The sequence below is a fragment of the Brevibacillus centrosporus genome, assembly GCF_003710815.1.
Taxonomy (GTDB): domain Bacteria; phylum Bacillota; class Bacilli; order Brevibacillales; family Brevibacillaceae; genus Brevibacillus; species Brevibacillus centrosporus.
This window is the reverse complement of sequence record NZ_RHHP01000003.1, coordinates 116,315-128,157: the sequence shown is the minus strand read 5'-3', so window position 1 is coordinate 128,157 and position 11,843 is coordinate 116,315. Positions and strand designations below refer to the sequence as shown.

General features: G+C 49.9%; 11 protein-coding genes. All 11 read left to right on the top strand.

What is annotated here, in order from left to right; all coding sequences use genetic code 11:
- Positions 1 to 22: 22 nt before the first annotated feature.
- The 11 genes from EDM55_RS05070 to EDM55_RS05020 all read left to right on the top strand — a co-directional run bounded on the left by EDM55_RS05070 (position 23) and on the right by EDM55_RS05020 (position 11,504).
- Positions 23 to 2,068, top strand: coding sequence for a hydantoinase/oxoprolinase family protein (locus EDM55_RS05070; protein WP_122959762.1), 2,046 nt, complete (start codon positions 23 to 25; stop codon positions 2,066 to 2,068).
- On the top strand, positions 2,069 to 3,811 hold the full coding sequence (locus tag EDM55_RS05065) for a hydantoinase B/oxoprolinase family protein (protein ID WP_092266218.1): 1,743 nt from the start codon (positions 2,069 to 2,071) through the stop codon (positions 3,809 to 3,811).
- 100 nt (positions 3,812 to 3,911) lie between these two features.
- Positions 3,912 to 4,664 carry an aspartate/glutamate racemase family protein gene (locus EDM55_RS05060; protein WP_092266217.1) on the top strand — a complete coding sequence of 251 codons (753 nt, stop codon included), beginning with the start codon at positions 3,912 to 3,914 and terminating at the stop codon, positions 4,662 to 4,664.
- Positions 4,665 to 4,729: 65 nt separating this feature from the next.
- A complete protein-coding gene (locus tag EDM55_RS05055; protein ID WP_092266216.1) occupies positions 4,730 to 6,067 on the top strand; it encodes an MFS transporter in 1,338 nt (445 codons plus the stop codon).
- A gap of 45 nt (positions 6,068 to 6,112) precedes the next feature.
- Positions 6,113 to 7,231: an S-methyl thiohydantoin desulfurase family protein gene (locus EDM55_RS05050; protein ID WP_092266215.1), complete on the top strand. Its 1,119-nt coding sequence runs from the start codon at positions 6,113 to 6,115 to the stop codon at positions 7,229 to 7,231.
- A gap of 149 nt (positions 7,232 to 7,380) precedes the next feature.
- Positions 7,381 to 8,004: a PAS domain-containing protein gene (locus EDM55_RS05045; protein WP_170184392.1), complete on the top strand. Its 624-nt coding sequence runs from the start codon at positions 7,381 to 7,383 to the stop codon at positions 8,002 to 8,004.
- Positions 7,899 to 8,909: a PAS domain S-box protein gene (locus EDM55_RS05040; RefSeq protein ID WP_122959760.1), complete on the top strand. Its 1,011-nt coding sequence runs from the start codon at positions 7,899 to 7,901 to the stop codon at positions 8,907 to 8,909. Before EDM55_RS05045 ends, EDM55_RS05040 begins: the two co-directional genes overlap by 106 nt.
- Positions 8,860 to 9,036 (top strand): ATP-binding protein, encoded by a 177-nt coding sequence (locus tag EDM55_RS31375; protein WP_092266212.1) that lies wholly within the window; start codon positions 8,860 to 8,862, stop codon positions 9,034 to 9,036. Before EDM55_RS05040 ends, EDM55_RS31375 begins: the two co-directional genes overlap by 50 nt.
- A 298-nt stretch (positions 9,037 to 9,334) precedes the next feature.
- Entirely contained in the window at positions 9,335 to 9,676 is a 342-nt protein-coding gene (locus EDM55_RS05030) for a zinc ribbon domain-containing protein YjdM (RefSeq protein WP_092266211.1), read from the top strand.
- A gap of 160 nt (positions 9,677 to 9,836) precedes the next feature.
- Positions 9,837 to 10,400 (top strand): GNAT family N-acetyltransferase, encoded by a 564-nt coding sequence (locus EDM55_RS05025; RefSeq protein ID WP_092266210.1) that lies wholly within the window; start codon positions 9,837 to 9,839, stop codon positions 10,398 to 10,400.
- A 216-nt stretch (positions 10,401 to 10,616) separates the two neighbouring features.
- Positions 10,617 to 11,504: a YitT family protein gene (locus EDM55_RS05020; protein ID WP_092266209.1), complete on the top strand. Its 888-nt coding sequence runs from the start codon at positions 10,617 to 10,619 to the stop codon at positions 11,502 to 11,504.
- Positions 11,505 to 11,843: the final 339 nt, after the last annotated feature.

The window sequence follows — 11,843 nt, the reverse complement described above, 5'->3', positions numbered from 1 at the left end:
TTTGCAAAAGAGGGGGATCTCCATGAGAGTGGCAACAGATATTGGCGGCACATTTACCGATTTGGTCTACGTGGACGAGCACGGGGACATCGGCGTCGCGAAAAGCCCTACGACACCGCCGAACTTTGAACAAGGGGTCATGGATGTGATTGAGGTAAGCGGCATCGAAAAAGAAGCGATCCACACGTTCATTCACGGCTCTACCGTCATCATCAATGCGCTGACGGAGCGTAAAGGAATCAAGACGGGTCTGATCACCACAAAGGGCTTCCGAGATGTGCTCGAGATCGCCCGTGGGAATCGCCCGGATCTTTTCAACGTGCGGTACCACAAGCCTGAGCCGTTCGTTCCCCGCTATTTGCGGCTGGAAGTGGAGGAGCGTCTGAATTACCAGGGTGAAATCATTCGTCCACTGGATCGCGAACAGGTCAAAAGCATCGTCTCCTACTTTCAACAGGAAGAAGTAAAGGCGGTTGCAATCGCTTATTTGCACGCTTATGTGAATCCGGTTCACGAGCAGCTGACTGTTGCTTTGATCAAAGAGCTTTGGCCGGAAGTCCACGTGACTGCATCCCATGAAGTCACGAAGGAATGGCGAGAGTACGAGCGCACCAATACTACGGTACTGAACTCTTACGTGAAGCCGACAGCAGCTTCTTATATCAACAAGCTGCAAGGAAAGCTCAAAGAAAATGGGGTAGACAGCTACAACTACATCATGCAGTCAAACGGGGGCACGACCACGTTTGCCCAGGCAAAGGAAACTCCGATCAACATGGTAGAGTCCGGTCCGGTAGCCGGTGTGTACGGGGCTGCGGTACTCGGCGAGCTGATCGGGGAGACAAACCTGATCGCTTTTGATATCGGTGGCACCACAGCGAAGTGCTCGCTTATCGACAAAGGAGGAGTGAAGGTATCTACGGACTACTACATCGAGCGCTCGGAGCGAAGTGCTGGCTATCCGATCAAGGTGCCTGTAGTCGATATCGTGGAAATCGGAAACGGCGGCGGATCTATCGCCTGGATCGATGATGCGGGCTCGCTGAAAGTGGGACCTGAGTCTGCGGGAGCGCTCCCTGGGCCTGTTGCTTACGGCTTGGGGGGGACGAAGCCGACTACGACCGACGCGAATCTCGTAGCAGGTCGGTTGGCAGCGAGGAACTTCGGCTACAACGTTGATCTGGAAAAGGTGAAGCAAGCGATTCACGAGACGGTTGCCAGCCATTTTGACATGTCGGTAGAGGAAGCGGCTCTCGGGATGATCCGAATCGCAGACTCCAATATGCTCAATGCACTGAAGCTCGTCTCTGTCCGCAAAGGCTACGACCCGCGTGACTTTACCCTCGTGGCATTCGGTGGCGGAGGACCGATGCACGCCCCGATTCTGGCAAAAGAGCTGGGCGTGAAAAAGGTAGTGGTACCGACGGCATCATCTGTTTTCTCGGCATGGGGCATGCTGATGACCGATCTGCGACGCGACTATATTCAGACATATATCAAGCGTCTGGGGCAGTTGGACATCACGGAAATCAACCAAGCATGGGCAGCGCTTGAACAGGAAGCGTGGCAGCAGTACGAAGCAGACGGGCTCAATCGGGAAGCGGTGATCTACACTCGCTTTGCCGACATGCGCTATGTGGGGCAGGAGCATACGGTCAAAGTTCAGGTGCCAAATGGCGAGTGGCAGGCAGAAACTTTCGCCGAGATTGTGGAAAGATTCCATCAACTCCACGAAAAAACGTACACGTTTCGCCTCGAACAGACCGAGACGGAAATCGTATCTCTCCACGTAACGGCTTTTGGCAAAGTGCAGAAGCCTACTCTCAAAAAGCTGGAGAAAACCGATATTTTGGTGTCCGAAGCCATCATTGAATCACGTCCCGTCTATTTCGAAGGCAAAGGCTGGGTCACCACCGACGTCTACGACCGTCATAAGCTGTCGCCCGGTGCCAGCTTCGAGGGACCTGCGATCGTGGAGGAGCGTTCCTCGTCAACGGTCATGCACCCGGGGCAGTCGCTTACGGTAGATGAGTACGGCAACCTGATTATTCTCACGGGGGTGAACTAGATGCGCGTAAATAAAGTAGACCCGTTTAGCCTGGAGATCGTCAAAGACTCCTTGATCGCCATCGGGGATGAGATGTTTTACACCTTGGGTCGCACATCCATGAGCCCGATCATCTATGAAGTTTTGGACTACGCGTGCGGATTGACGGATGCACAGGGTCAGCTGCTGACACAAGGGCACGGGGTAGCAGGCTTTATCGGCAATCTGAGCTTTATGGTGCGGGATACCGTGAAGAAGTTTGCAGAGGGCAAGAATCTGTCTCCTGGCGACATCATCATCATCAACGATCCGTACAGTGGTGGAGGCTCTCATCTGTCTGACGTAGGTCTGGTCATGCCGATTTACTACGAAGGCGAAATCGTAGCCTTTTCTGCGAACAAAGCACACTGGACCGAAGTAGGTGGAAAAGATCCGGGGTCCTTTACGAACGACTCGACGGACATTTTCCAGGAAGGTCTGCAATTCCCTTGCGTCAAGCTGTTTGATAAAGGAGTCGTCAACCAAGCTTTGGTGGACATCATTCAAGCCAATGTGCGTTTTCCCGATCTTTCGCTGGGCGATATGTGGGCACAGGTAGCGGCTCTGCGCACGGGGGAAAGACGATTCCAGGAGCTGTGTGAGAAACACGGAAAAGACGTGGTTACCGCTTCCATCGAGAATTTGCTCGATCATGGCGAACAGCTCGCGCGCAAGGAGCTGGTCTCTTTGCAAAATGGGGTTTACGAAGCGGTAGACTACATCGACTCGGATGGAATGGGCAATGGACCGTTTCGCATTCAGGTGAAAGTCACGATCACCGACGATCAGTTCATTTGCGACTTCAGAGGAAGCCATCCGCAAGTGCTGGGACCAGTAAACTGCTCCTACACGACACTGGTATCCGATGTGCGCACGATTTACTTGGCGATCACCAATCCTTCTCACGACATTAACGATGGGGTATTCCGGCCGTTGGAAATTATTGCCGATCCGGGTACGATCTTCTCCGCTGAGCGACCGGCTCCTGTCTCTGTGTATTGGGAAAGTGGATCGGCCGGGGGAGATCTCGTATGGAAAGCTCTGGCACCGATCCTGCCGAAGCGATTGACAGCAGGCCATTTCCTTTCCGTTTGCGCGGTCACTTTGTCCGGTAAGCATCATGTAACGGACGAGCCTTTCCTGATCGTCGAGCCTTCTGTCGGCGGATGGGGAGCAGGGGAGGGTCAGGATGGCGTCCGTGGACAGTTCTGCATCGGGGATGGGGAGACCTACAATATGCCCGTAGAGATTGCGGAGGCACGGTACGGTGTCATGGTCGATGAGTACAGCCTGCGTTGCGACGGGGCGGGAGCAGGTGAGTTCATCGGTGGATCAGGTGTGGTGCGCTCCTATCGGGCCATGACGGATCAGCAAGCGGTGACAGTGACTTTTGGACGCAACAAGTTTTTGCCGTGGGGATTCAATGGCGGGGATTCGGGCTCTCCCAACGAGTTTTATGTGGAGAAAGCCAATGGGGAAATCGATGGACCGTTTGGGATCTATGCACGCTATCCGCTGAATAAAGGCGATGTCGTGAAGCTGGTCACCGGAACGGGCGGGGGCTATGGTCATCCTTTCAACCGCCCCGCTGAGCAGGTGGCACAGGATGCGAAGAATGGGTATGTGACGGTAGAGCAGGCGGAGCAGAAGTACGGAGTCTTGGTCGACTCAGTGACGTATGAGCTACGCGGGGAAACCAGTGAGAGAGCACAGTTTCGTCAATAAGTTCAGCTGCACGCTGGTGTAGGCAGACATGCTGTGGGGATTCTCCCGCACATGTCTGCAACCAAAAAACAGACAATGAAACCTGAGGAGGACACAATCGATGGGAACGAGGATCTTGTATATCGATCCTATATGCAGCGATGAGGATATAGGGCTGTTCGCTTCCGAGTTCAATCAGATTGTAGATTCGATTACGACAGTAGATGTTGTATCCATTGGTAACAAGCCAGGCCCTTTGCATCTGGAGTACAACTGCTATGAAGTCATGGTGATGCCAGACATTGTTCGCATAGTCAAACAAGCAGAGGCAGCTGGATATGACGCGGCAATCATCGGGTGCTTTTACGATCCAGCCCTGCGAGCCTGCCGCGAAATATCTAGCAAGATGTCTATCGTCGCACCTGCCGAAGCGTCTCTTCACATCGCTACTACCCTAGGGGAGTGTGTGTCGATCATCGTCGGGAGGCAAAAGTGGATTCCCGAGATCAAGGAGAACGTGCATAAATACGGTTTTTCGCATAAGCTCGCCTCGATCAAGCCACTGGAAATGGGGGTCCTTGACTTTCAACAGGATCACCAGCAGACCATGAATCGGATACGGGCGGCAGCTAGGGAAGCTATCGAGCGTGACGGGGCAGATATTATCGTTTTGGGCTGTACGGCAGAGCTTGGCTTTTATCGACAGCTGCAGGATGAGCTTGGGGTGCCAGTCATTGATGTGAGCTTGGCTTCTGTGAAATATGCGGAATTTTTAGTGAATATCAAAAAGAACATGAGCTGGAGCCATAGCAAAAAGGTCGGGTATCAATCACCGCCCGAACATGAACAAAAAGCTTTTCGTCTATTTCCATAGCCAGTCGACCGGTTACGTGTGTTTGGGTTGACAACAAGCAGTCACAAAAAAAGGGAGCGAAGCGTATGGAAGTCTCCAAGGAAAAGAAGCACCTGGTAAAAGTAGGCGAATTGTTCGAGCGAATGCCGTTTACGAAGATGCACTTATTTGTAGGGTTTGTCTTGTTTATCGTTTCCGTGATTGAAGCGTGGGAGATGATGCTGATTATCTTTCTGAGCAGCTCCATCGCCGCAGACTTCCAGTTGACGCCGCTGCAGGAAGGCTCATTGATCGGGTCTATCTATCTGGGAATGATCCCGGGAACGTATATCTGGGCGATCGTAGCGGACAGGGTCGGGCGAAGAAAGACACTCATGTACAGTTTGATCAGCTTTAGTGTCATTTCTTTACTGACACCATTCTCCACCAGCTTTCTGATGCTGTATACCGTTCGGCTCGTGGCAGGGATCGCACTTGGGGGAGTCATGATCTCCGGCTATCCCTATTTTGAAGAAATGCTCCCAGTCAAGCAGAGGGGAAAGGGCGTCGTCTATCTATCGGCAGGCTGGCCGCTCGGAATGCTGCTGGCTCTGGGAGTGACTGCCTTATTTATGCAAGGAGACGGACTGCTGTGGGGCTGGCGTGGCGTCATCATCCTGAGTTCTTTGGTAGGCTTGTGGGCGTTTATGCTGCGCAAGATTCCGGAATCCCCTTACTGGCTTGCTAGCAAAGGAAGACAAGCGGAAGCCAAAGAAGCGATCCGCTACCTCAGCCAAGGCAAAATGGTTGTGGGTGAGCACGAGCAGCTGTGGGTGGAGCCGATTGAAAAAGGGAACTACTTTACGATTTTCTCCAAACGCTTTCGCAAGCTGACCGCTTATCAGACCGTCGTTAACTTTGCCTTTGCGTTCGGGTATTGGGGGCTTTATACATGGATTCCAACGCTGCTGGCGCAAAAGGGCTTGTCGATGTCACAGAGCTTGACGTTCCTCGCTTTGTCGACGCTCTTCCAGATCCCAAGCTACATGGTAGCAGCGTGGCTGACATCCAAATACGGCCGGAAAAAGGTCATGGTAGCTTTCGTTGCGCTGGCCGTAGCAAGCGGCTTTGGCTTCGCCTATGCAAGTGATATGGTTCAGCTTTATATCTACAACTTCGCTCTCGCCTTTTTCAGCTTGGGAGCGTGGGGAGTCTGGAATACATGGTTTGGTGAAATCTATCCGACGAGTGGACGAGTCCCGGGCTACAGCTTCGGTGCTGGAGCGCAGCGCTGGGCGAATACCTTGGCGCCATCCATGATCGGGATGGTTATTGGCTGGGGATGGGCTTTCAACACGACTGTATCCTTCATTCAGGTGTTCATGGTGATTACACTTCTGATCATCCTGTTCATACCCGAAACGGAAGGTCACATCTTGGAATAAGCGTAGGTTCGGACAGCTAGAATCAGGAGAAGGGAGCACTAGCCTTTGCGAAAGTTAACCTTGCAGGAAGTAGAAGATTTGCTCTATGGAGCGTGCATTTTTGGAACGGGGGGAGGAGGGAGCCTCTCAGAAGGACTGGAGCTGGTCCGCAAGCTGTATGCGAACGGGAAAGCCGTTTCGATTATTTCACTGGATCAAGTCGAGGACGACTGGCTGATTGCGTCCCCTTATTATGTGGGCTCTGTAGCTCCTCCACCCGAGGAAGTGAGAAAACGCTTGGAGGGACTGCCGGTTCTTCCCGATGAAGTAGCTACACTCGCGGCGAAAGCGTTGCAGGATTATTTAGGAAAAGAGCTCAAGGCAGTGATCGCGACGGAGCTCGGTGGAAATACAGCGTGCGCGATCGAGACGGCGATTCATTTGGGTGTTCCGTTGATTGATGCAGATCCGGCGGGACGGGCAGTACCTGATCTTGCTCACACCACGTTTCATATTTACGATGTATCGATTTCTCCTTTTGCCCTTGCCAATCGTTTTGGGGACACCTTGATCGTCCAGCACGCCGTCAATCATGACCGAGCAGAGCAGATTGCCCGGGCTTTTGCTGCAACATCCGGAAATTTGGCTGGTGTATGCGACCATCCTGTAGACGGGAAAAGACTGAGAGAGTCTGTCATCCCCGGAACTTTGTCACAGGCAGAAAAGGTAGGAAGAGCGCGGAGGCTGTCGAGGGCAGTGGGGAGTATTCCTGCCTACGCAATCGCAGCGGCAGGGAACGGATCCCAGCTGATCCATGGCGTCATAAGCGAAGCGACGTGGGAGGATGTCGGGGGCTTCATCGAGGGCGAGGTCACGATTGCGCCGATGGAAAAGGACGGCAGTGAGCCGCTGACGGTCTGGTTCCGAAATGAATTTATGATCGCAAGGCGAGGCGAGGAGATTCTCTCGATTATTCCAGAGCTATTGACCATCCTCGATCACACAACAGGGGAGCCCATCCTCAATCCGTCTTGTCAGGCAGGAATGATCGTAGACGTTGTGACGTTCCCCGCACCGGCTGCTTGGGAAACCGAAAAAGGGCTGTCCATCTTTGGGCCGGCGTATATCGGGATGGAGCGAGAGGCATACGACACTTTGAAAGAGAAGGAAGTTTCCTCCAAATAAACAGGGAATTTCATGAAGGTCTGCACAAGCTTGTGCAGGCCCTTTTTGTATAACATCATGGAAAATCATGTTATAATAAGGTGGTTTTCATAAAAAAATGAAAATGCTTGATCATTCTAATCATATAACCATGTAAAGAGAGGATGCCAATGAGTAATCCTATCGATAATGCCTATGAGATATTAGATAGAATTACGGATGGTTTTTTTGCAGTAGACGAGAAATGGAGTTTTACATACGTGAACTCGGAAGCTACTCGTTTACTCTTTCGGGATCGGAATGATTTGGTAGGCAGGAATTTATGGGAGGAATTTCCGGAGGCCGTAGATTTAGCGTTTTACGATCAGTATCATCGAGCCATTCGCGAACAAACCTCGGTAGTTTTCGATGCATTTTTCCCTCCGCTGAAAAAGTGGTTTGCTGTGAGGGTGTATCCGTCTGTAACGGGTCTTAGCGTGTACTTCCAAGACATTACGAATCAAAGAATCGTGCTTTCCCATAAAGAGCAGCACTACAAGTCGCTGTTTGAACAAAACCCGGATGCTGTTTTTTCCTTTGATTTGGAAGGGAAGTATTTGACGGTCAATCCTGCCATGGAACAGCTTCTAGGGTACAGTGAAGAGGAATTTTACAGCAATCGTTTATCCCGTTTGTATCTGCAGAAGACGTGGAGCAAACCATTGCGTTCTACCAAAAAGCGGCAAGTGGAGTCACGCAAAGATACCAAACAAAGGCGGTTCATAAAAACGGCTCTGTTGTGTATGTGGATGTGACCAATATGCCGATCATCATCAATGATGAAGTCGTCGGCGTCTATGGAGTCGCGAAGGATATTACAGATCGGTATTTGGAGCAGGACGAACTGCGGAAGACAAAAGAAAGGCTGGAATCCTTCGTCCGTAATAATGCAGATGCGATATGGGTTATCGATCTGGAAGAGAGGGTGCTGGAAATAAATCCTGCCTTTGAAACGATGTTTGGCTGGACAAAAGAGGAGATCCTTGGCGTCCATTTGTATGATCTGCCTTTTATTCCTCCTGAGATCCTTGCAGACAAGAGACAGGCAGTAGAGATGGATCAGCAGAAACCGATTTTGGGATTGGAAACCGTTCGTTACCGGAAAGATGGCGCGGTACTGGATGTCGCGTTCTCCAAATTCCCCGTGTATGATGCAGAGGGCAAGATGGATGGCTGGTCCGTCATTCTCAGGGATATTACGGAGTGGAAAAAATCTCAATTAATGCTGCAAAATTCGGAAAAATCAACGGTGGCGGGTCAATTGGCAGCCGGAATCGCGCATGAAATCAGAAATCCCATTACGGTTATCAAAGGCTTCATCTATTTGATGAAGTCGGGTTTTGGGGACAAAGAGGAATATTTCAACATCATGTCATCGGAATGTGAACGGATTGAACAAATTCTTACAGAGCTTCTCGTTCTTGCAAAGCCGCATCCAAGCAAGGTGGAGCCGAGAGATATCCGGTTAATCATGATGCAGACGATCACTCTTTTGCACACCCAGGCAATCATGAACAACGTAGAGATCGTGACGGAATTTCAACAAGGGGTACCCGTTGTCTACTGTGATGAGAATCAAATGAAACAGGTCTTTATCAACTTTATGAAAAATGCGATCCACGAAAGAAAAAGGGACCGGTTTAGGCTTTATGGTGAGTAAAAAAATCATCGAAAACCATTCCGGGGAAGTCCATATTAAGAGCGAATGGAACAAAGGAACGACTCTGGAAATTCGACTGCCCGTCACAAAAGGTGCCGTTGAAGCATCGGCAAAGCTCCGCAGCTAGCAGGAGGAACAGGCGTCTAGCCATCAGGCGTCTTTGTTTTACAGTAAGAATTTATAAGATTCTTAGCCAGTATAAGTGCAACTAAGGCTCCGCCACAAAGCTTGGCGGAGCCAAGTTTTCTAACCGTATAAGAATTTATAAGCTTACTGCTTATGAATTCTGGAGCGCATGAAAACTTTCCACTAAAACGCGGTCGCTCCTCCTTGAGGTGGCCTCGATAGAGGTTTTCTTATGTCATTTGCTATATTTGCGCAAATGCCCTACCATAATTGAAAAGAACAAGGGAGAATGTGAATTCATGTCAACTTTGCCAAACTGTCCAACATGCAACTCCGAATACACGTACGAGGATGGAGCCAATCTGGTCTGCCCGGAATGCAGCCATGAATGGTCCAAAGAAGCAGGTGCCGATAGCACGGAAGAAAAGAAGATCGTGAAAGATGCGAATGGGAATGTCTTGAACGACGGGGACACCGTGACGGTCATCAAGGACCTGAAGGTAAAGGGAAGCTCTTCCGTTTTGAAAATAGGAACGCGCGTAAAAAACATTCGTTTGGTGGAAGGCGACCATGACATTGATTGCAAAATCGATGGCTTTGGCGCGATGAAGCTGAAATCGGAGTTTGTGAAAAAGGTATAGGGACGCGTAAGGCGAGGGCCACTCCTGTCAGGGGAATGGCTTTTTTCTGCCCGCTAATCACTCTATAATAATGGTAAGAAACGGAAAGTGGGGATTTCGATGCCAGTATCCACTGCTAGTCTGCCTAGAGTATAAAACCCAAGACTAGGAGGAATTTTGTATGAATACTGCTTTATCCAAGATGCGTTTGGAAACGGAACGGCTCATCATCCGCCCATACGTCGAGAGTGATTTGATGGAATCTTTTGAGCTGATGCAAGATCCAGAGCTGTTCACGTATTTGCATTTCGGGGTCATGTCGCAAGAAAGCTATCAGAAGCTGTTCAGCTGGTTGATCAATAGCTATCAAACGCCATTTGATGCTTCGTTTAAATACTCCTTTGCCATCTTTAAAAAGGAGACAGGTGCCTTTATCGGCTGGTGTGGGGTAGGAGTCCTGGATTTTATGTCACCAGAAAAAGAGCTCTATTATCTGATTGGTCGAAACGACTGGGGCAAAGGTTATGCGACAGAGGCAGCACGTGCACTGACGGCCTACTCGTTTGAAGTCATTGGTCTAGACCGTATCTATGCGAAGGCTGATCCGCGTAATAAAGGGTCTTTGAAAATCTTTGAAAAGCTGGGCTTTACTTTTGAACGCGAACTGCAAGGACTATCTGGGGATGATGAAGAGTGTAACGGCGAGCTGCTGTACGTGCTTGCGAAGGAGCAGTTTGAGAAGTGAAAAGCAAAAGGGAGGCGGCTTTGCATTTGCGCAGGGCTGCCTCCCTTTTCGTTATTCTCGCAGCTCCTTACAGAAGCAAGTCTTGTAAAAACGCGACAAGCGTAGAGGAAAACGGGCATGGATTCACAGGTGCTAGGGACAGGGAAATATATCCATGGTTTGAATGTGGTAAAATAGATCGAGGATAGAGAGACTGCAAAACAGGAGGAGAAATGAATGAACACAACGGAAGAAAAAAAGAAGGCGAATCATAGACGATTAACCATCCGAAATATTATTAAAAGGGCGATCTTTATTACGATTGGTGCCGTCATTATGGCGTACGGCCTGGAAGCTGTGCTCATCCCGAACAATATCATTGACGGCGGAGTCACAGGCTTGTCCATGATCTTGAGCCATGTCACGACGATCAATCTAAGCTTGTTCTTGGTTATTTTAAACTTGCCTTTCTTTTTCCTGGGATATAAGCAAATCGGAAAAACCTTTGCGATCAGCATGTTGTATGGTATCGTAGCGCTTTCCATTGCTACTTCCTTTATGCACCATGTCAAACCGGCAGTCGAAAATGAATTGCTTGCCGTAGTTTTCGGTGGCGTCATTTTAGGGGTAGGGGTAGGCTTGACCATCCGTAATGGCGGGGTCTTGGATGGAACGGAGACTCTGGCGATTTTGGTGGAGAAACGGCTGCCGTTCTCGGTTGGCGAGATCATCATGTTCGTGAACGTGATTATTTTCGCGATCGCAGCCTTTGTGTTCTCTTTAGAAAATGCATTATTCTCGATGATCACTTATTATGTTGCCTTTAAAACGATTGATATTGTCGTAAAAGGCTTGGACGACATGAAATCCGTGTACATCATAAGTGACAATACGACTGAGATTGCAGACGCCATTACAGAGCGCCTGGGTCGCGGGGTCACTTATTTACACGGTGAAGGTTCTTACAGCGGTGAAGATAAACGCGTCATTTTATGTGTCTTTACCCGATTAGAGGAAACCAAGCTGAAAGATATCATCCGCGAATTGGACCCGCAAGCCTTTACGATTGCAACGGATGTATCCGCCGTGCATGGTGGACGGTTTAAGAAGAAAGATATTCATTAGCAAATGGATACCCCCTATTCGATTTCATGTACATCAGAGGCTGCTGGAGCGATCCGGCAGCCTCTTTGTGTAGGATGCGAAAGGTTATTTTCGTTGCGAGTGAGGCTGTGCATGCTCTTTCCCATGATCTCAGTGAATAAGGGGAGGATGATTTCCTGCGGGGAGTTCTGTTTGGGGATCATCTACGGCAATGTAGAGCAAGTGCTTCGGATCAGCGCTGGGCGCAAAGCCAATGAAAGAAACAATTGACAGGCAGAATTCGGTTTGGTATGCTCATTTTTGATAATGATTATCAATATCGATAATAAGTATAGGCAATGGACTTTCCCATACATAAGG

Coding starts and splice junctions, on each gene's coding strand:
- EDM55_RS05070 (WP_122959762.1), top strand. CDS start 23: ATGAGAGTGGCAACAGATATTGGCGGCACATTTACCGATTTGGTCTAC.
- EDM55_RS05020 (WP_092266209.1), top strand. CDS start 10,617: ATGAACACAACGGAAGAAAAAAAGAAGGCGAATCATAGACGATTAACC.
- EDM55_RS05055 (WP_092266216.1), top strand. CDS start 4,730: ATGGAAGTCTCCAAGGAAAAGAAGCACCTGGTAAAAGTAGGCGAATTG.
- EDM55_RS05060 (WP_092266217.1), top strand. CDS start 3,912: ATGGGAACGAGGATCTTGTATATCGATCCTATATGCAGCGATGAGGAT.
- EDM55_RS05025 (WP_092266210.1), top strand. CDS start 9,837: ATGAATACTGCTTTATCCAAGATGCGTTTGGAAACGGAACGGCTCATC.
- EDM55_RS05030 (WP_092266211.1), top strand. CDS start 9,335: ATGTCAACTTTGCCAAACTGTCCAACATGCAACTCCGAATACACGTAC.
- EDM55_RS05045 (WP_170184392.1), top strand. CDS start 7,381: ATGAGTAATCCTATCGATAATGCCTATGAGATATTAGATAGAATTACG.
- EDM55_RS31375 (WP_092266212.1), top strand. CDS start 8,860: ATGCGATCCACGAAAGAAAAAGGGACCGGTTTAGGCTTTATGGTGAGT.
- EDM55_RS05065 (WP_092266218.1), top strand. CDS start 2,069: ATGCGCGTAAATAAAGTAGACCCGTTTAGCCTGGAGATCGTCAAAGAC.